19 protein-coding genes are annotated in these 20,249 nt (G+C 53.9%); 8 read left to right on the top strand and 11 right to left on the bottom strand.

The annotated features are described in order from the left end of the window. Window positions 1-32: 32 nt before the first annotated feature. Window positions 33-1,463, bottom strand: a complete 1,431-nt coding sequence (locus PGR23_RS04240; protein ID WP_396279609.1) for a purine-cytosine permease family protein — start codon at window positions 1,461-1,463, stop codon at window positions 33-35. Window positions 1,464-1,662: 199 nt separating this feature from the next. On the opposite strand from PGR23_RS04240, the gene PGR23_RS04235 reads away from it, so the two are divergent. The 4 genes from PGR23_RS04235 (at window position 1,663) to PGR23_RS04220 (ending at window position 6,606) form a co-directional block, all read left to right on the top strand. After that, entirely contained in the window at window positions 1,663-2,205 is a 543-nt protein-coding gene (locus PGR23_RS04235) for a HutD/Ves family protein (protein WP_063414235.1), read from the top strand. Between the two features lie 242 nt (window positions 2,206-2,447). Continuing rightward, window positions 2,448-3,236, top strand: coding sequence for an enoyl-ACP reductase FabI (fabI, locus tag PGR23_RS04230; RefSeq protein WP_045393136.1), 789 nt, complete (start codon window positions 2,448-2,450; stop codon window positions 3,234-3,236). Between the two features lie 193 nt (window positions 3,237-3,429). Then, window positions 3,430-4,590, top strand: coding sequence for a carboxymuconolactone decarboxylase family protein (locus PGR23_RS04225; protein WP_047044995.1), 1,161 nt, complete (start codon window positions 3,430-3,432; stop codon window positions 4,588-4,590). A gap of 81 nt (window positions 4,591-4,671) precedes the next feature. After that, window positions 4,672-6,606 (top strand): exoribonuclease II, encoded by a 1,935-nt coding sequence (locus PGR23_RS04220; RefSeq protein WP_063414231.1) that lies wholly within the window; start codon window positions 4,672-4,674, stop codon window positions 6,604-6,606. 5 nt (window positions 6,607-6,611) lie between these two features. Here PGR23_RS04220 and PGR23_RS04215 read toward each other — a convergent pair whose 3' ends face one another. Further along, window positions 6,612-6,734, bottom strand: coding sequence for a hypothetical protein (locus tag PGR23_RS04215; protein WP_264673920.1), 123 nt, complete (start codon window positions 6,732-6,734; stop codon window positions 6,612-6,614). A 21-nt stretch (window positions 6,735-6,755) separates the two neighbouring features. Between PGR23_RS04215 and PGR23_RS04210 the strand changes: the two genes are divergently transcribed. The 3 genes from PGR23_RS04210 to osmB all read left to right on the top strand — a co-directional run bounded on the left by PGR23_RS04210 (window position 6,756) and on the right by osmB (window position 8,243). Beyond that, window positions 6,756-6,938 (top strand): hypothetical protein, encoded by a 183-nt coding sequence (locus PGR23_RS04210; protein ID WP_045393142.1) that lies wholly within the window; start codon window positions 6,756-6,758, stop codon window positions 6,936-6,938. A 70-nt stretch (window positions 6,939-7,008) separates the two neighbouring features. After that, window positions 7,009-7,758, top strand: coding sequence for a DNA-binding transcriptional regulator YciT (locus PGR23_RS04205; RefSeq protein WP_045393144.1), 750 nt, complete (start codon window positions 7,009-7,011; stop codon window positions 7,756-7,758). A 266-nt stretch (window positions 7,759-8,024) separates the two neighbouring features. Then, window positions 8,025-8,243, top strand: coding sequence for an osmotically-inducible lipoprotein OsmB (osmB, locus tag PGR23_RS04200; RefSeq protein ID WP_032688354.1), 219 nt, complete (start codon window positions 8,025-8,027; stop codon window positions 8,241-8,243). A gap of 113 nt (window positions 8,244-8,356) precedes the next feature. Here osmB and yciH read toward each other — a convergent pair whose 3' ends face one another. From yciH to pgpB, 5 genes are all read right to left on the bottom strand, one after another. Then, complete coding sequence (yciH, locus tag PGR23_RS04195; protein ID WP_045393146.1) at window positions 8,357-8,683, bottom strand: stress response translation initiation inhibitor YciH; 327 nt, start codon at window positions 8,681-8,683, stop codon at window positions 8,357-8,359. Continuing rightward, window positions 8,683-9,420 (bottom strand): orotidine-5'-phosphate decarboxylase, encoded by a 738-nt coding sequence (gene pyrF, locus PGR23_RS04190; RefSeq protein ID WP_045393148.1) that lies wholly within the window; start codon window positions 9,418-9,420, stop codon window positions 8,683-8,685. The genes yciH and pyrF overlap by 1 nt, the downstream gene beginning before the upstream one ends. A 194-nt stretch (window positions 9,421-9,614) precedes the next feature. Then, window positions 9,615-10,784: a lipopolysaccharide assembly protein LapB gene (gene lapB / locus PGR23_RS04185; protein ID WP_045374683.1), complete on the bottom strand. Its 1,170-nt coding sequence runs from the start codon at window positions 10,782-10,784 to the stop codon at window positions 9,615-9,617. A 6-nt stretch (window positions 10,785-10,790) separates the two neighbouring features. Beyond that, window positions 10,791-11,099, bottom strand: a complete 309-nt coding sequence (locus PGR23_RS04180; protein ID WP_045374686.1) for a LapA family protein — start codon at window positions 11,097-11,099, stop codon at window positions 10,791-10,793. Between the two features lie 142 nt (window positions 11,100-11,241). Beyond that, window positions 11,242-12,000 carry a phosphatidylglycerophosphatase B gene (gene pgpB / locus PGR23_RS04175; protein ID WP_045393152.1) on the bottom strand — a complete coding sequence of 253 codons (759 nt, stop codon included), beginning with the start codon at window positions 11,998-12,000 and terminating at the stop codon, window positions 11,242-11,244. A 163-nt stretch (window positions 12,001-12,163) separates the two neighbouring features. Between pgpB and ribA the strand changes: the two genes are divergently transcribed. Continuing rightward, entirely contained in the window at window positions 12,164-12,754 is a 591-nt protein-coding gene (gene ribA, locus PGR23_RS04170) for a GTP cyclohydrolase II (RefSeq protein WP_015366227.1), read from the top strand. Between the two features lie 46 nt (window positions 12,755-12,800). Here the strand turns inward: ribA and acnA are convergent, their stop codons facing one another. The 4 genes from acnA to topA all read right to left on the bottom strand — a co-directional run bounded on the left by acnA (window position 12,801) and on the right by topA (window position 20,142). Beyond that, on the bottom strand, window positions 12,801-15,473 hold the full coding sequence (gene acnA / locus PGR23_RS04165) for an aconitate hydratase AcnA (RefSeq protein WP_316423407.1): 2,673 nt from the start codon (window positions 15,471-15,473) through the stop codon (window positions 12,801-12,803). Window positions 15,474-15,853: 380 nt separating this feature from the next. Beyond that, window positions 15,854-16,012 carry a YmiA family putative membrane protein gene (locus tag PGR23_RS04160; RefSeq protein ID WP_072056445.1) on the bottom strand — a complete coding sequence of 53 codons (159 nt, stop codon included), beginning with the start codon at window positions 16,010-16,012 and terminating at the stop codon, window positions 15,854-15,856. 245 nt (window positions 16,013-16,257) lie between these two features. Continuing rightward, the gene (gene cysB, locus PGR23_RS04155; protein WP_015705738.1) at window positions 16,258-17,232 is read right to left on the bottom strand and encodes an HTH-type transcriptional regulator CysB; all 975 of its coding nucleotides are present in this window, start codon (window positions 17,230-17,232) and stop codon (window positions 16,258-16,260) included. A gap of 312 nt (window positions 17,233-17,544) precedes the next feature. Continuing rightward, complete coding sequence (gene topA, locus PGR23_RS04150) at window positions 17,545-20,142, bottom strand: type I DNA topoisomerase (protein ID WP_045393156.1); 2,598 nt, start codon at window positions 20,140-20,142, stop codon at window positions 17,545-17,547. Window positions 20,143-20,249: the final 107 nt, after the last annotated feature.

The raw sequence follows: 20,249 nt of genomic DNA, 5'->3' as shown, positions 1-20,249 counted from the left end.
TTCAGGGGCGGCATAATAGCCGCCCCTGCTGTTTATGACTGCGGGAACACGCTCTGCGCCGGTAATGGACGGCGGTCGAAGCGGCGCAGCGCAAAATACAACCATCCGGTACCTACCCAGCCGATAATCCATGACACATCATTGCCGGCGAATATCCACGTCAGCGAACCATGGAACAGCGGGTTCTCAATAAACGGCAGTTGAATCAGCACGCCAATGATATAAATGGTAATGGCATACCAATTCCAGAAACCATAGCGTTGATGCGGATCGCTCAGCGCCGGAATATCGACCGCGCCTTTAGAGATAATGTAGTAATCCGTCAGGCTGATGGCGCTCCAGGGAACGAAAAAGGCCAGCAGGAATAACAGGAAATGGGTAAAGTGCTTTAAGAAAGCCGGTTCGCTGAGCAGCGCGATAATACATGAAGCCGCCACCATCATGACGACGAAAGCAACCCGGCATTGCTGCGACAACGCGGTCTGACGACGAAAACCGGAAACAATGGTAGTCAGAGACATAAAACTGCCGTAAGCGTTGAGCGTCGTGAAGGTGATTTTGCCAAAGCAGATAGCAAAATAGATAACCATCGCCATCACCTGGCTTTTACCTAATCCCACCAGATAACTCACTTCATGACCGGGGAATGCGCTGCCGGCAATCGCGGCGGTAAACACACCCAGCGTCATGGATGTCTGGGTTCCCAATATGGTTCCGAAAAACACCGAGCAGAACGTTTTCGTTGCCGATACATTGCGTGGCAGGTAGCGCGAATAGTCGGACACATACGGGCAGAAAGCGATTTGCCACGACGAGGCTAGAGACACCGCCAGCAGGAACATCGGCAGGGAGAAATGGTTATTTTGCGCCAGGGCCGTGAGATCCGCCGACATCAGCAGGGTAACGAACATATAGACGAAGGCCAGAATGCCGATAATGCTCGCCAGTTTACCCAGCTTATGAATCACCTTATAACCCAGCACCGCAATAACAATAATAATTGCACTGAATAGCAGCATTCCAGCTACATTGCTGATACTCAACAGTTTTGCCATCGCCTGCCCCGCCAGTACGGTACCGCTCGCGGAGAAACCGACATACATAATGCAGACCAGTACCAACGGCACTACCGCGCCAAAGACGCCAAACTGGGCGCGGCTTATTATCATCTGCGGCAAACCCAGCCGTGGTCCCTGCAGCGCATGCAGCGACATCACCGCCGCCCCCAGCACCTGTCCAAGAAGAAGACCTATCAGCGACCACACCACGTCACCACCCAGCACTACGGCTAAAGCGCCGGTGACAATAGCGGTAATTTGCAGGTTGCCGCCAAACCATAGGGTAAACTGGCTAAAGGGATGCCCATGCCTTTCGCGCTCGGGGATGTAATCAATCGACCGCGTTTCCTTTAATCCTGCCTCATTATTTTTTGATTGCCCGTCTGTAGACGAAAAAGAAGACATAGGTACCTCGCTATTATTATTTCACTCACTCCCCATCTGACCGATCCTGTATATACAAGCATTGACAACTGCCCGCACCGCACGCATCCTATTTTTGTGATGAATATGTAAATTCTTTGTATTGCAAAAAGTAACAAAACCATAACAATAACGTTGATTAACGCCTGCGCAGGCAGCGCTTAACCGAGGTGTACCGCTCATGATCGTTCCCGTCCAACTATCCACTCTGCCCGTCACACCCTGGAAAAATGGCGCAGGCGAGACCCGTGAGATAGTCTGTGTGCCTTCACCTGATGCCCCTTTTTTATGGCGAGCCAGCATTGCCACTCTGCAAAATGATGGTCCGTTTTCCTGCTTTCCCGGCGTCGATCGGGTCATTACCCTGCTGACCGGGCAACCGCTCCGCCTGAAAGGTGAAGCTATCGATCACCCTTTAGCGTTGTGGCAACCCTGGGCTTTTGCCGGCGAGTGGCCGCTGCGTAGCGAAGGGATCCGCGAGCGCGGTCTCGACTTTAATATCATGACCCAGCGCAGTCGCGCCGCCGCCGAGGTACGGGTCGTGGACGATGTACAGACCCCCGGCGACGAAGGCGTCGCGTGGGTATTACAGGGGCGCTGGCAACTTGGTGAACGGCAATATGAAGCGCAATCGGGTATTTTCTGGCGCCAACAAGCGCCGGGCGAACTCGCGCCGCTAACGACGGACGCCCTGCTTTTACTCACCACGATCGTGCGCCGTTAACCGCAGAAATTTCGGCAACGCGTTGGGATCTGTCGCTAAAACACAGTGATTATCCGGTGATATACTGGAGCGAGCGCATTTATCATTACGCGCTGCCTTGCGACAGGCGACACAAAAAATCGTGACACAAGGGGTCTTCAGTGGGATATAATTCCCGGCTAAATTTGAGTTATTTTGAAATAACAACGTTAACCTTTTGATTGTTAGAGTAAAAATAAGCAATAACGATAAGGATTAAAGCTATGGGTTTTCTTTCCGGTAAGCGCATTCTGATCACTGGCGTGGCCAGTAAACTGTCCATCGCCTACGGTATTGCGCAAGCAATGCACCGTGAAGGGGCTGAACTGGCATTCACCTATCAGAACGAAAAACTGAAAGGCCGCGTAGAAGAGTTTGCTGCTGCGCTGGGTTCCAACATTGTGCTGCCGTGCGATGTGGCTGAAGACGAAAGCATCACCGCGCTGTTCACTGAGCTTGAGAAAGTATGGCCGAAATTTGATGGTTTCGTGCACTCTATCGGTTATGCGCCGGCTGACCAGTTAGATGGCGACTATGTCAATGTCGTAACTCGCGAAGGTTTCAAAATCGCCCACGACATCAGCGCCTACAGCTTCGTGGCGATGGCGAAAGCCTGCCGCGCGATGCTGAACCCGAACTCCGCGCTGCTGACCCTCTCCTATCTGGGCGCTGAGCGCGCGATCCCGAACTATAACGTTATGGGTCTGGCGAAAGCGTCTCTGGAAGCCAACGTCCGCTATATGGCGAACGCGATGGGACCGGAAGGTATTCGTGTTAACGCCATCTCCGCCGGTCCGATCCGCACCCTGGCGGCATCCGGTATCAAAGATTTCCGTAAAATGCTGGCGCACTGCGAAGCGGTCACCCCGATCCGTCGCACCGTCACCATCGAAGACGTCGGCAACAGCGCGGCTTTCCTGTGCTCTAACCTGTCTGCGGGTATCTCCGGCGAAGTCGTTCACGTTGACGGCGGCTTTAACATCGCTGCGATGAACGAACTGGAACTGAAATAAGTTCCTTATCCTCCTCACCCCGGTGAGGAGGATCTTTCCTCCCCCTCTCTACCTACGCTTTTCCTCTGTTATTCCAATCCGCTATTTATTAGTACGTATCAATATTTTCTCCTGCTTCAGGGTTACGCCAGGATAGTTGTGCATAGAGGTACCGCGAAACGGCGGTTCGCCACCTACCGAACAAGGAACGCCCATGGAGCAACGCCGCGTGTATGGCAAAAACCACTGGTATCACGAGACCCAGTCAACCAACAGCCCGGTCGAGGTTCTTCCTCTGGTGCCAGAAGCCGCTGACGTTGATGACCGTTTTTTGCTCGATCTGTCGCTTGCAGCCGATGTCAGCCACCCCCATGAAGGCTGGCTGGCGCCCGCGCGTCAATTGGCAAAGGTGCTTTTCCCGGACAGCGTCACGGTAACCCGATTACAAACCTTCAGCGCCTACGACCGTCTCAGCACCGCCCTGACCGTCGCTCAGGTCTACGGCGTACAGCGCTTATGTAACCACTATGCCGCGCGTCTGGCGCCGTTGCCGGGCCCTGATTCCTCACGAGAGAGTAATCGCCGACTGGCGCAGATTACCCAGTACGCACGCCAGTTAGCCAGTTCCCCTTCGGTTATCAACGAGGTCTCCCGCCGCCAGCTTGATGAGGTCGGACTGACCAGCCGCGATATTGTGTTAATTAACCAGATTATTGGTTTCGTGGGCTTTCAGGCCCGCGCGGTAGCTGCCTTTCAGGCCGCGCTCGGACAACCGGTACGCTGGCTTCCGGGTATGCCGCAGCAGGAAGATGCCCCGTCAGAACGCTTCACGGACGTGACAGGAGAGTGGTCTGCGGATATCGATGATGCCGACCTGCGTTACGCCAATGACGACAGGCAAGCAAGGCTCGCCGCATGGCACCGTCATCCCGGCCTACAGCCTCTCGCCCCTATTCTGGCAACGGATGAAGGGGCGTTAGCGCTGCTGCATCAACTGCTAACTGAACTGGATAACTCTGCGCAGCCCTTAAGCACAATGGCGGCGTTGCTGGCGGCGCGAATCAACGGTAGCGTCAGCTGTTTTAACGCCTGGGCAGCGCGCTGGACAGCTGATAACGGATTGTTGCAAGCATTGCGCGGCGATGAACGAACGATTCAGCGCTGGGCGCAAAGCCATTCTTTGGAACACGTTTTCCTGCAGGCGGCGCAGCTATTGACCCGTGCGCCGGACCGTTTTAGCGCCGCACAGCTAACTCCCCTCACTGAATATGGGCTTTCCCGCATTGAGGCTATCAATCTGCTGGCGTGGTGCGGCCTCTGCGGCTGGCTGAACCGGCTTAAAATCGCCCTCGGCGAGGTACGTCAAGCGACGTAAAATGCTGAAACAGCGCTTGCTGAGGCAGGCATATTCGCGTAAAAATGTCAGCCGCTCTTTTAGCCACGAAAAAACCTAATTATGTTTCAGGACAACCCGCTGCTAGCGCAGCTTAAACAGCAATTGCATTCCCAGACTCCGCGCGTTGAAGGGGTCGTTAAAGGTACGGAAAAAGGTTTTGGCTTCCTCGAAGTCGACTCGCAGAAAAGCTACTTCATTCCGCCGCCGCAAATGAAAAAAGTGATGCATGGCGATCGTATTATCGCCGTGGTCCATACGGAAAAAGAACGTGAAAGCGCCGAGCCGGAAGAGCTGGTTGAGCCTTTCCTGACCCGTTTTGTCGGTAAAGTGCAGAAAAAAGACGATCGCCTGTCTATTGTTCCTGATCATCCGCTGCTGAAAGACGCCATCCCTTGCCGCGCCGCGCGTGGCGTTGAACACGACTTCAAACAGGGTGACTGGGCGGTGGCTGAAATGCGTCGCCATCCGCTGAAAGGCGACCGCGGATTTTATGCCGAATTAACGCAGTTCATCACCTTTAGCGACGATCATTTCGTGCCATGGTGGGTGACGCTGGCGCGTCATAACCTGGAAAAAGAAGCGCCGAATGGCGTTGCTACCGAGATGCTCGATGAAGGACTGGAACGTCGCGATCTGACGGCGCTTGAGTTCGTGACCATCGACAGCGCCAGCACCGAAGATATGGACGATGCGCTATATGTAGAGCGCGCCGACGACGGTAAACTGCTGCTGACCGTCGCTATCGCCGATCCGACGGCGTGGATTGCCGAGGGCAGCAAACTGGACAACGCGGCGAAAATCCGCGCCTTCACCAACTATCTGCCGGGCTTTAATATCCCGATGCTGCCGCGCGAACTGTCTGATGATTTGTGCTCGCTGCGCGCCAACGAAGTGCGCCCGGTGCTCGCCTGCCGCATGACCCTGGCAGCCGACGGCGCCATTGAAGATAATATCGAATTCTTCGCCGCGACCATCGAATCAAAAGCCAAACTGGCTTATGACGACGTCTCCAACTGGCTGGAAAATATCGGCGCCTGGGAACCTGCCGATGACGCTATCGCGCAGCAAATCAAACTGCTGCAGGAAGTCTGCCAACGCCGCAGCGAATGGCGTCAAACCCACGCCCTGGTGTTCAAAGACCGCCCTGATTATCGCTTCGTGTTGGGTGAGAAAGGTGAAGTACTGGATATTGTTGCCGAACCTCGCCGCATCGCCAACCGCATTGTTGAAGAGTCAATGATTGCCGCTAATATCTGCGCGGCACGCGTGCTGCGCGATAACCTCGGCTTCGGCGTATATAACGTGCATACCGGTTTCGACCCGGCTAACACCGAGCAACTGGCCGCGCTGCTAAAAACGCACGATGTACACGTTGATCCGCAGGAAGTCCTGACGCTCGAAGGTTTCTGTAAACTGCGCCGCGAACTGGATGCCCAGCCTTCAGGTTTCCTTGATAGCCGTATCCGCCGCTTCCAGTCGTTCGCTGAGATTAGCACCGAGCCGGGCCCACACTTCGGCCTTGGGCTGGAAGCTTACGCGACCTGGACTTCGCCAATCCGTAAATACGGCGATATGATCAACCACCGTCTGTTAAAGGCCATCATTAAAGGCGAGACCATTGGCCGCCCGCAGGATGATGTCACCGTGCAGATGGCGGAACGTCGTCGTCTGAACCGTATGGCGGAACGCGACGTCGCAGATTGGCTGTACGCTCGCTTCCTCAACGATAAAGCCGGAACCGATACCCGTTATGCGGCAGAAATCATTGATGTCAGCCGCGGCGGCATGCGCGTACGCCTGGTTGATAACGGCGCTGTCGCCTTTATCCCGGCACCTTTCCTGCACGCGGTACGCGATGAACTGGTTTGCAGCCAGGAGAACGGAACCGTACAGATTAAAGGTGAAGTCGTTTATAAAGTCACCGATGTTATCGACGTGACTATCGCTGAAGTCCGTATGGAAACCCGCAGCGTCATCGCCCGTCCGGCGGCGTAACGCTTTTATGGCCCCTGCCCAGGGGCCATACATTTCTCGTTTTGAGTGAATATCGCCAGCTGCGCAAGGATGTGCGTTTTTTTCGCTTCTCTTTTGCAGCCGTTTTTTGCATCATTGATTTCATTCATTTTTGTAACCAGGATAATGCTATGTCTGATCTGAATGCCCGCCTGCTCGCCCAACGTATCGATACCGTGCTGGATATTCTGGTTGCCGGAGATTATCACTCGGCTATCCATAACCTGGAGATCCTCAAAGCCGAGCTGCAGGCGTTGTCTCACGACGAGCCAGAGAAGGACTCAGGGCAAACGAAAGCGCCGTGGGAAATCTGATTCATTCCTGTCCCCCAGCACGCCCGAAGGCCTGCTGGGCGCCGTATAGACCTCTAACTGTGATGTAGCTATGAACGCCCGACAACAAAGTATTTTACAAATGGTCATCGATAAAGGCCGCATGAGCGTTGCCGATCTGGCCAGGATGACCGGTGTCTCCGAAGTCACTATTCGCCAGGATCTGAATTCGCTGGAAAAGCAAAGCTATCTGCGCCGCACCCACGGCTTTGCCGTACCGCTTGATAGCGAAGACGTCGAAACCCGCATGATGACCAACTTTGCCATTAAGCGTGAACTCGCCGCGCGCGCCGCGTCGCTGGTAGCGGCCGGAGAGACGGTGTTCATCGAAAATGGCAGTTCAAACGCCCTGCTGGCCCGCACGCTGGCGGAACGCGGTGATATCACGATCATCACCGTTAGCAGCTATATCGCGCATTTACTCAAGGAAACGCCGGGTGAGGTCATTCTGCTGGGCGGCATTTATCAGAAACGCAGTGAAAGCATGGTTGGCCCGTTAACCCGTCAATGCATCCAGCAGGTGCACTTCAGCAAGGCATTTATCGGCGTTGACGGCTGGCAGAGTGAAACTGGTTTTACCGGCCGCGACATGATGCGCGCCGATGTGGTTAACGCAGTGCTGGAAAAACAGTGCGAAGCTATTGTGCTCAGCGACAGTTCGAAATTCAGCGTCGTGCATCCTTATCCACTGGGCCCAATTGCCCGTTTCAATCGCGTCATCACCGACAATAACCTGAGCGAAACTATTCGCCAGCAGCTCTGCGCAAGCGGTTTAACCCTCGATATTGTCAACCCCGCCTAATCGCTTCCGCCAGCGCCCAGGAATGGCGTTGGCAGCCCCTCTGTGTCTGAGAGTATTCTGACCTGCAATTAAGATTTTTTACCTGACGTTAAATTTTAAAATAAGTAGAATTATTATTAGCGATATAACAGGAAGTGACTATCACCTGCGTGATTAGAGCAACACCTGCGCAACTTAAGTTTCATGGAATAACCCTTAAGTCATAGTCAGTTGCTATGCTTAAAGGAAGTTGTATCCATGAATAGATTATTCAGGAGAATAAAATGATGACTTCGATGAGCAAAAAAATGGCTGCGGCCGTACTGGCGGTTACTGTAGTAATGTCCCTGAGCGCTTGCTCTAACTGGTCTAAACGCGACCGTAACACCGCAATCGGCGCAGGCGCCGGCGCACTGGGCGGCGCGGTATTAACTGACGGCAGCACCCTGGGCACCCTGGGCGGCGCAGCGGTTGGCGGCATCATTGGCCACCAGGTTGGTAAATAACCACCCCGCGTATTAAATTAATAATAATTTCGTAGTTACTGACTCACGCATCTACAAATAATTAAGGCCACGGTAAATACCGTGGCCTTGTTGTTTATTTCGCAGAAATTATCTTAGCCACCCGCTAATTTCACTTTCATCCCTTTGGCTTCCAGCAGTGATTTCAGCAAGTCGCGTTTATCACCCTGAATTTCAATCACTCCATCTTTCAGTGAACCGCCGCAGCCGCATTTCTTTTTCAGCTCAGCGGCCAACTTCGCCAGCGCGTCATCATCGAGATCGATACCGGTAATCAGGCAGACGCCCTTCCCTTTGCGCCCGCTGGTCTGGCGTTGAATACGCACAATACCATCGCCCTTCGCTCTTTGCGGCGCCGCTTTCGGCTCTTCGATACGTCCGCTCTCGGTAGAGTAAACCAGGCGGCTGTTAGAATCGCTCATTACGCCTCCAATTTCAGCGACGCGTTGATCGCCGCAAGCGTTGCAGCCGGATCGGCTGACTGGGTAACCGGTCGGCCGATTACCATATAATCAACCCCCGCCTGCTGCGCCTGTTCCGGAGTCATAATCCGGCGTTGGTCGCCAGCATCACTGCCTGTGGGGCGGATCCCTGGGGTAACTAACTTAAATTCTTGTCCTAACTCTTGTTTAAAGCGGACGGCTTCCTGCGCTGAGCAGACGACGCCGTCGAGACCACAGCGTTTGGTTAGCGCCGCCAGTTTAGCAGCATGATCGGCTGGAGAAAGCGTAATACCGAGATCCTGTAAATCGCTGGCCTCCATGCTGGTCAGTACGGTGACCGCTATCAGTAACGGCGCCTCTTTCCCAAACGGCAGCAGCGCCTCGCGGGCGGCAGTCATCATACGCGCGCCGCCGGAAGCGTGGACGTTTACCATCCATACGCCAAGCTCTGCGGCGGCGGCGACCGCGCGTGCGGTGGTGTTCGGGATATCGTGGAACTTCAGGTCGAGGAATACTTCAAAGCCGCGCTGGTGCAGGTCGCGAACAAACTGCGGGCCCAGCAGCGTGAACATCTCCTTACCTACCTTCAACCGGCAATCGCGCGGATCGATTCGATCAACAAAGGCTAACGCCTTATCGCGGTTATCATAATCAAGCGCAACAACCACGGGAGAAGATGTGATAACGCGAGGAGAAGAGCTAGCAGTAGACGTCATGACCGGACCTTAATTGTTGATGGGCGCCTGCACGGCGCAAAAAAGGTAAACGGGCAGCATTCTACCTGCGAAGTAGGGAAAATGACAGGCTGGTTTTGCCCGGCTACAGACAAAAGCGGGCACGTGGCAACAGAAGCGGATACGGTAAAATACAGATAAGTATGTTGTAACTAAAGGCAGGTTTTTTTTAGATGTTACTGGCCATCAAGGCCGCGAATCGGCTTGATAGTCGCCCACGAACGGCAGGACGGGCAGTGCCAGTACAGGGTGTGGGAAGTAAAACCGCACTTCTGGCAGCGGTAACGCGGTTTGCTCCGCACCTGCTCGCCAACCATGTTGCGCAGAACCCCCAGGCTCGCCTTCGCGCGCCCTTCTTCCGCCTCATTAAGATGGTAGTCCATCAGTTTATGGAACACGCGCATCGTCGGGTGGCGTTCCAACTGGCGAGTCACATAGCTCTGTGCGGCCTCGGCGCCTTCCTGCTGCTCGATAATTTGCGCCAGCATAAGCTCCGCGGTCGCCCCGGTGTTCTCTTCGACACAGCGGCGCAGGAACGCTTCCCACTCCTCATGCTTACCCAACTGCTGATAACAGGTTTGCAGCATTTCCAGGGTTTCACCAACCAGTTCTTTATCCTGGCCAATCACCCGTTCCAGGCTTTCTACCGCTTTCGCGTAGTCGCCTTTTTCCATCCACACGCGCCCCATCATAATCGAGACGCGGGCGCTGTTACGGTCCGCTGACGCGCCTTTTTTCAGCAGCGTCATTGCTTTATCGAGATCGTTACTGGCCATCTGCTGCAGCGCCAGCTCACACCAGAAGTTGGCGATATCGCTGCGATGTTTCTCTTTGCCCAATTTTACCAGCCTTTCGGCGACTTCAATCGCGGACTGCCAATCGCTGGTTAGCTGGTAGATTTGTAGCAGTTGCTGTAGCGCGCCCAGGCGGAAGTCGGTTTCATCCACCAGCTGCTTGAACATATCTTCCGCGCGATCGTACAGGCCGGCGGCCATGTAATCGCGCCCCAGCTGTTGGACGGCAAGCAGGCGCTGATCGTAGGTGAGAGAGGCGCTCTCCATCAGGCTTTGGTGAATGCGGATGGCGCGGTCGACTTCACCACGCGAACGAAACAGGTTGCCAAGGGTCAAGTGGGCTTCAACGGTGCCGGTATCCTCTTTTAACATATCGAGGAACAGATCTACGGCTTTGTCCTGCTGATTGCTCAGCAGGAAGTTGACCCCGGCCACGTAATCACGCGACAGGCGACTAGCATCGTCCTGTTTGGACTGTTGTGCGCTCCTGCGCCCCATATACCATCCATAGGCAGCGGCAACGGGAAGAAGCAGAAACAACAACTCCAGCATAGAAGGTTATTCCTTGACCGCAGGGACGCCGGCATCAGCAGGCGCTACGGTCACTGGCGCGATCTGCTGCTCCAGGCGTTTAATTTTACGTTCGGCGCGCGCCAGCGATACACGAACCCGCAGCCAGAACAGGCCGCAAATCAGCCAGCCAATCGCAAACCCGGCAGCGAATAACACCGCCAGCAACGTGGAGATGCGGAATTCACCCTGCGCGAGCAAATAGTTGAACGTGACCAGTTGGTCGTTTTGCGCACCCAGCGTCACAGAAATGACGAAGATAGCTAACACCAGTAAGAAAATAAGTAAATATTTCACATGACTTCCCGTTCTGTGGGTTGCGCGAGTAAAACGCGTTCAAGCCCTATAAAGTATCATTTTCACCGCAGTGGTGAAATGGAAAAGCATGACACCCGTCATGATATGCGGCCAGGTGTCGCGAAATTCAACATAAACGGCGTCAGGTTGCGCGTTTTTTGATATCCGTCGCCTCTTCGACAGGCGGGGTTAACGGGCCGCAAAAACGCTGCGTGAGCCAGGTCGCCGCGGTAACCAGCAGCCAGGAAAGGCTGGTCGCCACGATAAGATCCTGCGGCCAGTGCATGCCTAACGCCAGACGGCTGCCCATGACCGCTGTAGCCCATCCCAACAGCAGGCCGATAGTCACCCAGCGCCGACGTGGCCACAACAGTCCTACCCCCAGCAGCGCCCAGCTGGCGGCAAACATGGTATGGCCGGACGGAAAGGCAAAACCGGTCTCTTTTTGCCAGTGTTTACGCAAGAATCCCGGTATTGTCTGTTGTTCAGCCAATTGCTCATGCACCAGTTTAGCGCGTTCTTTACGTTTTAACTCATAGAATTGCGCCACCGGTACCTGTTGGGTTCTTTCCAACCAAATCACAAACGGCCGTGGTTCCTGCACCCGTTCTTTGATCCAGGATTTAAGCCCCTGACCTGCCAGGATGGCGGCGCCGAGAATGAGAAACAGCACCAGCGCTTCGCGCAGACGAAACCGTAAACACCACAAAAACCAGCCAAATAGCGCTACATGAGTAATTATTCCCCACGGCTGGGTGACGGTTTCAGTCACCCAGTACCACATTTTCAACATGGCCGGGGCTTGACCCGGCTGCCACTGCCAGCCGGAGAGCCAGACTATAACGGGCATAACAAGCAATAGCGCCGCCCCGATGGCGGTCCTTTTGGCAATCAACAGCATCATATCTCCTTCTCTTTCCTTCTGAATATCATAACGGAAAGTAGATCGTTTGTGCGCTTTCCGCGCAGGCGGTCGTTGGTAATTAGGAGAACGTCGCGGCGTTGTGGCAAAATAGTAGTAAACAGAAAGCACATTCAGGTGCTGTCAGAATCTGGAGAATCACATGCAGCTTAAACGTGTGGCAGAAGCCAAACTGCCAACCCCCTGGGGCGATTTCCTGATGGTGGGCTTTGAAGAACTGGCAACCGGGCAGGATCATGTCGCGCTGGTGTATGGCGATATTTCGGGGCAAGCCCCGGTACTGGCTCGCGTACACTCAGAATGTCTGACGGGCGATGCCCTTTTTAGTCTGCGTTGTGATTGCGGTTTTCAGCTGGAAGCGGCGCTGTCGCACATCGCTGAAGAGGGGCGCGGGATCCTGCTTTATCATCGTCAGGAAGGCCGAAATATCGGTTTGCTGAATAAAATTCGCGCCTACGCGCTTCAGGATCAAGGTTACGATACCGTCGAAGCCAACCACCAGCTAGGCTTTGCCGCCGATGAGCGCGATTTTACGCTGTGCGCCGATATGTTCAAACTGCTCGGCGTTGAGCAGGTTCGACTGTTGACCAACAACCCGAAGAAAGTCGAAATTCTGACCGAGGCGGGAATCAATATCGTCGAACGCGTTCCGCTCATCGTCGGCCGTAACCCGAAAAACGAACACTACCTGGATACCAAAGCGGCCAAGATGGGGCATCTGCTGAATAAATAAGTCAGCTCCAGAATGAATCAGGGCCAGCATTCGCTGGCCCTTTCTTTTACAGCATATTACGAATCACATAATGCAGAATGCCGTCATTCTGATAGTAGGTAAGTTCAGTCGCGGTATCGATACGACAGCGACACTGAATGACCTCCTGCTGTCCATCGGCGCGGGTGATGGTGACTGGAACCGTTGCCGCAGGATGCAGCGCCTGCAGGTTACTGATATCGATCCGCTCTTCGCCGGTCAGCTGTAGCGTTTTACGCGTCACGCCTTGCGGAAACTCCAACGGTAATATCCCCATGCCAATAAGGTTGGAGCGGTGAATACGCTCGAAGGACTCGGCAATCACTACCCGCACGCCCAACAGACGCGGCCCTTTTGCCGCCCAGTCGCGGCTGGAACCTGAACCATATTCTTTACCGGCAATCACCGCCAGAGGCGTGCCCTCAGCTTTATACAGCATAGCCGCATCGTAGATGGCAACAGGCTGCGTGTCTGGTAAATGACGCGTCATCCCCCCTTCCACGCCCGGCACCATTTCGTTACGGATACGAATATTGGCAAAGGTACCGCGCATCATCACCTCATGGTTGCCACGTCGTGAACCATAAGAGTTGAAATCGGCGCGCGCCACGCCGTGCTCCTGCAAATAGCGTCCTGCAGGGCTGTCTGCCTTGATACTTCCTGCCGGAGAGATATGGTCGGTAGTCACCGAATCGCCTAACATCGCCAGGATCCGCGCGCCGTGAATATCTTCTACCGGTTTCGGCTCAACGCCCATCTCATCAAAGAATGGCGACAGGCGAATATAGGTAGAGTCATCCTGCCAGCGATAGGTATCGGAACGGTCTACCTGAATAGCTTTCCACTCCTCGGTACCTTCGAAGACTTCGGCATATTCTTTACGGAACATGTCGGTGGAAACCTGCTGCACCGCGCGAGCAATCTCCTCGCCGCTCGGCCAGATATCTTTCAGGAACACCGGCTTACCGTCTTTACCAACCCCAAGCGGTTCACGGGTCAGGTCAATGTTCATATTGCCAGCCAGCGCATAGGCCACGACCAGCGGTGGCGACGCCAGCCAGTTGGTTTTCACCAGCGGATGGATACGACCTTCGAAGTTGCGGTTACCGGAGAGCACCGCCCCCACGGTCAGGTCACCCTTTTTAATTGCCTCTTCGATAGGTTCCGGCAGCGGCCCGGAGTTACCGATACAGGTTGTACAACCATACCCTACGAGGTTAAAGCCCAATTCATCGAGATAAGGCGTCAACCCCGCATGCGCCAGATAATCAGAAACCACTTTCGAACCCGGCGCCAGCGAGGCTTTCACCCACGGCTGCGGTTTCAGGCCACGCTCAACGGCGTTCTTCGCCAGCAGGCCGGCGGCCATCAACACGCTCGGGTTGGAAGTATTGGTACATGAAGTGATTGCCGCAATCGCCACCGCGCCTTCCGGCAGCGAATAGCGTTGCCCATTGAGAGTGTAATCAACCGACTGACGCGATTTTTGCGTTTGATTCACTTCCAGTTCGTTGCTGGCGGCAAACGCTTTCGGCACATCGCCCAACGCGACGCGGTCCTGCGGCCGTTTCGGCCCGGCGAGGCTGGCCTCAACCGTACCCATATCCAGCGCCAGGGTGCTGGTAAATACCGGCTCATCGCCCGTCTGGCGCCACATCCCCTGCGCTTTGGCATAAGCTTCAACCAATGCCACCTGCTCTTCGCTGCGCCCGCTCAGGCGCATATAGCTGAGGGTTACCGCATCGATCGGGAAGAAGCCGCAGGTCGCGCCATATTCTGGCGACATATTCGCAATGGTTGCCCGGTCGGCCAGCGGTAACGAGTCGAGACCGTCGCCGTAGAATTCTACGAACTTGCCAACCACACCATGTTTGCGCAGCATCTGGGTCACTGTCAGCACCAGGTCAGTCGCGGTGATCCCCTCACGCAGTTTACCGGTCAGCTTGAAACCGACGACATCAGGTATAAGCATGGATACCGGCTGCCCAAGCATCGCCGCTTCCGCTTCAATCCCGCCGACGCCCCACCCTAATACGCCCAGACCGTTAATCATGGTGGTGTGCGAATCGGTACCCACCAGCGTATCCGGGTAAGCCACCCATTCGCCATCCTGTAGTTCGCTCCACACGGCACGGCCGAGATATTCAAGGTTCACCTGGTGGCAGATCCCGGTTCCCGGCGGCACAACGCTAAAGCGGCTGAAGGCCTGCTGCCCCCAGCGCAGGAAAGCATAACGTTCGTGGTTCCGCTCCATTTCAAGGCGCACGTTATCTTCAAAGGCGTTTTCATTACCAAAACGGTCCACCGTTACCGAGTGGTCAATCACCAGGTCAACCGGCGAGAGCGGATTCACCTTTGCCGTATCGCCGCCCAGCCGTTTTACCGCTTCACGCATGGCGGCTAAATCGACCACCGCCGGTACGCCGGTAAAATCCTGCATCAATACGCGCGCCGGACGATAGGCTATTTCGCGGTCGGCATGCGCTTTCTGCAGCCAGCCGGCCAGCGCCTGAATATCTTGTTCCGTCACCGACTCGCCATCCTGCCAGCGCAGGAGGTTTTCAAGCAGAACTTTGAGGGATTTGGGCAGTCGGGTGAGATCGCCCAGTTGTTTAGCGGCCAGCGCCAGGCTGTAGTAATGGTAGGTTTTGTCTTTGACCTGTAGCGTATCCTTACTGGCTGCTCGTAGTGTTGACGACATAGCTCCTCCTTTATCACAGGGATGCATGCCCTGAACTCCTCAGGGTCTTTATTAAAGATAACACAAACTTGACATAACACTTTGATAACAACTCAAATTGCTAAAATTGACAAAACCATACAGTTCAGAAATTTTGAAGATAACAGTGTTACAGCACGGAGATATTTGATGAGGTTGAGTAAGTTCCGAACCTATTCACTGAACGGGAAAAGAAAAAGAGCTAATCACGGATAGACAATGATTAGCTCAGGATGGATTAACATTTAAAGCTGATAAGTCGGAAAATAATTTCTTCCACCGTGTTCCACAATTCCGGGTGCTAATTTTACCAACCTCCTTTTGTCACAAAAGTGAAATATAACCTTCTCTGATAAACTGCTTTAGCTAATAATCCAGATGAATAATGCAACGATGCACCAGAAAGCGCTAAGCCCCATCAGTAGTGAGCCCCAGACCTGACTGCGCAGCGTTGGATCGATTTCCGCTTTGTGACGTTCATACGACATCGCGAGCTTTGCATAATCGATATTGTTTATCATTTCATCACCACCAATTGCTAAAATCATCAGGTACAGATAAATCTTAATAAGATATATAAAATAGATCCAGCTAATTCAGGAACAGGTAAAAGGCTTTTAACCGTTATTTTGATCGCAGCGGGTATATTGGAGAAATAACGAAGTGAAAATCCGTAGAAATGTGATTACAACGAGGTTTATAAGTTCTGATAAGGTCCATAATAGAAAATGGCACTCCCCGGAGGAAATGCCATTTATCAATTCGATTATTTTTCCGGCAGTTTAATATCTTTGAACATGGCCTCTATATCCTCATTCGAACGTAGCGCCACGGCCGTATCGACCACATCTCGCGTCAAATGCGGCGCAAAACGTTGAATAAAATCATACATATAACTTCTGAGGAAGGTGCTTCGGCGGAAGCCTATCTTGGTGGTGCTGTGGCTGAAAATACCATTGGCATCGAGTTTTACCAGGTCTGGATCGGACACGGGATCGACCGCCATGCTGGCAATAACTCCAACGCCAAGCCCTAAGCGCACATAGGTTTTGATGACATCGGCATCAGTCGCCGTGAAGACGATACGTGGAGTAAGCCCGGCGCGATTAAACGCGGTATCCAACTCAGAACGTCCGGTGAAGCCGAAGGTATAAGTTACCAGCGGATACTGCGCCAGCTCTTCAATGGTCACCGAACCTTTCGAAGCGAGCGGGTGGTCCGGCGTCACCACAATTGAACGGTTCCAGTGATAGCACGGCAGCATCACCAAATCGTCGTACAGATGCAGCGCTTCGGTAGCAATGGCAAAGTCGGCATTACCCTTCGAAACCGCTTCTGCAATCTGCGTCGGCGACCCCTGATGCATATGCAAAGAGACCCGAGGATAACGCTCAATAAAGCCTTTAATCACTCCAGGGAGCGCATAACGCGCCTGCGTATGGGTGGTGGCAACGTACAACGAGCCCTTATCCGGCCAGGTGTGCTCGCCTGCCACGGATTTAATGGCCTCAACTTTAGATAACACTTCACGCGCGATGCGAATAATTTCCTGACCGGCTGGAGTGACCTGAGTTAAATGCTTACCGCTGCGGGCAAATATCTGAATTCCCAACTCATCTTCCAGCATGCGTACCTGCTTGCTGATGCCAGGCTGTGAAGTATACAAGCCTTCGGCGGTAGAGGAGACATTCAGGTTATGGTTAACAACCTCAACGATGTAGCGGAGTTGCTGTAGTTTCATGGCTGATATCCGTAAACGCGTCAAATGAATCCGCTTAATACCCATTACGTTCAGACTGCTGCCTGCCGGCGGCAAAATGCCAGAGATGCCCTGCGGCACGCCGAACCTGCGCCACAACGCGTGCTGAGACCGATGGTGTATAAGACGATTTAATAATAAAAAAGTGATTCGCTATAACCACTATATCATTTATATCTACAGTGTATAGATGGTAACAAAAAATAATAAGTCGGTTATAAAGCGACAATGACGAGGCGGTAGTGCGAGGAAAATCGAAGAAAGAATGGGCCGCATCGCGGCCCATTCAGAAGGTTACTTTTTCGCTTCAGTCCATTTACCGTCGATAAAGAAGGCGGACCAGCCGGTCGCTTTACCCTCTTTCTCGGAGGAAACGTACTGTTGCTTGGTCTTACGACTAAAGCGTACCAGCGTTTTATTGCCCTCAGGATCCTGCTGCGGCGCATCGGCCAGATAACGCAGCTTTTCAGGCAGACGATCGCGGAAGCGGTACAACTCTTCCACTAACGGCGCACGTGTTTCACGTGATTTCGGGAAGGTGTTTGCCGCCAGGAAAACGCCCGCCGCGCCATCGCGCAGGACGAAATAAGCGTCGGACTTCTCGCAGGGCAGTTCCGGTAAAGGCACCGGATCTTCCTTCGGCGGAGCCACTTCGCCATTACGCAGGATCTTACGCGTATTTTTACATTCGTCGTTGGTGCAAGCCATGTACTTACCAAAACGCCCCATTTTGAGGTGCATTTCGGAACCACATTTCTCACACTCCACGATAGGGCCGTCATAGCCTTTGATACGGAACTCGCCCTCTTCAATCTCGTAGCCGTCGCAGGTCGGGTTGTTACCGCAGACATGCAGTTTACGCTTCGGATCGATAAGGTAGCTGTCCATCGCGGTGCCGCATTTCTGACAGCGACGTTTAGCGCGCAGCGCGTTGGTTTCGGCATCATCGCCTTCCAGCACGTTGAGAACTTCGTTTTCCGGTACCAGGTTAATGGTGGTTTTGCAACGCTCTTTCGGCGACAAAGCGTAGCCAGAGCAGCCGAGGAATACCCCGGTACTGGCGGTACGAATGCCCATTTTACGCCCGCAGGTCGGACAGTCGATGCTGGTCAGCACCATTGGGTTCGGCTGCATACCGCCTTCTTCAGGATCCTTCTCAGCCGTTTGTAGCTGGGAAGTGAAATCGCCAAAGAAGTTATCAAGCACCTGTTTCCACTCGGCCTGATGATTGGCCACCTGATCGAGGCGGTCTTCCATCTGTGCGGTAAAATCGTAGTTCATCAGATCGCGGAAGTTTTCTTCCAGACGGTCGGTGACGATTTCACCCATTTTTTCAGCGTAAAAGCGGCGATTCTCGGCGCGTACATAGCCGCGGTCCTGGATGGTCGAAATGATCGACGCATAAGTGGACGGACGACCGATGCCGCGTTTTTCCAGCTCTTTTACCAGCGAGGCTTCGCTGAAACGCGCAGGCGGTTTAGTGAAGTGCTGCGCAGGTGTCAGTTCCACCAGGCTGAGGCTGTCGCCCTGATTGACCACCGGTAACGTCCGGTCTTCATCGCCTTTACGCAGCGCTGGCATCACTTTCGTCCAGCCGTCAAAGCGCAGCGTACGACCGCGGGCTTTTAGTTTGAACTCGCCAGCCTGTACCGTCAGGGTGGTTGAGTCGTATTTTGCCGGCGTCATCTGACAGGCGACGAACTGACGCCAAATCAGTTGATATAACTTCTGCGCATCGGCTTCCATGTCTTTCAGCGATTCCGCCATCACATTCACGTCAGAAGGACGAATCGCTTCGTGCGCTTCCTGCGAGTTTTCTTTGCTGGCGTACTGATTCGCGCTTTCAGGCAGGTATTTTTTGCCGAAGTTATCGCCGATATAGCCGCGTACCATATTCAACGCATCCTGACTCAGATTGGTAGAGTCGGTACGCATGTAGGTAATATGACCGGCCTCATACAGACGCTGGGCCATCATCATGGTTTTCTTCACGCCGAAGCCAAGACGGGTACTGGCGGCCTGCTGCAGCGTGGAGGTGATAAACGGCGCGCCCGGCTTGCTGCTGGTCGGCTTATCTTCGCGCTCCAGCACGCTATATCGCGCTTTTTCCAGCAGCGCGACGGCCGCCATGGTTTCGTCACGGTTAACCGGACGGAACGGCTTGTCATTCTTGTGAGTCACCTGCAACGGTAACGCGTCACCGCCCGGCGTGGTAGTACTGGCGTCGATCTCCCAGAACTCTTCCGGAACGAAGGCTTTAATTTCGCGTTCGCGCTCAACGACCAGGCGGACTGCGACAGACTGCACGCGGCCAGCGGACAGACCGCGGGCAATTTTTTTCCACAGCAGTGGAGAAACCATATACCCCACCACGCGGTCCATAAAGCGGCGCGCCTGCTGGGCATTAACACGATCGATATTCAGCTCGCCCGGCTTCTCAAAGGCCTGACGAATCGCGTTTTTGGTGATTTCGTTGAACACCACGCGGCTGTACCGTTGCTCATCACCACCGATAACTTCCCGCAGGTGCCAGGCAATGGCTTCCCCTTCGCGGTCAAGGTCGGTTGCGAGATAGATGTGGTCGGCTTTTTCCGCCAACTGTTTGAGTTCTGAAACTACCTTTTCTTTACCCGGAAGTACTTCATAATGCGCATTCCAGTCGTGCCATGGGTCTACACCCATGCGGTTGACCAGAGCGCCACGTTCATCCTTTTTAGGCTTTTTAGCCCCTTTGGTGGAGGTAGAGTCGGCGCTCTTTTTGGAAGCTGAGCCACTGGTCGGCAAATCGCGGATATGACCGACGCTGGATTTCACCACGTAGTCATTACCCAGATACTTATTGATCGTTTTGGCTTTTGCCGGGGACTCAACGATAACGAGAGCTTTACCCATATTCACCTTTACCTAATTTAATTCATCCAGGAATACATCGCACATTGATTCACCATCCACTAGCGACGTGCCTGATATGTTGCGGCCACGTCGATGGATATCAACCC

It is taken from the genome of Klebsiella sp. 141162 (assembly GCF_050600755.1).
Classification (GTDB): domain Bacteria; phylum Pseudomonadota; class Gammaproteobacteria; order Enterobacterales; family Enterobacteriaceae; genus Klebsiella; species Klebsiella aerogenes.
This window is presented reverse-complemented; position numbering and strand designations above follow the sequence as displayed.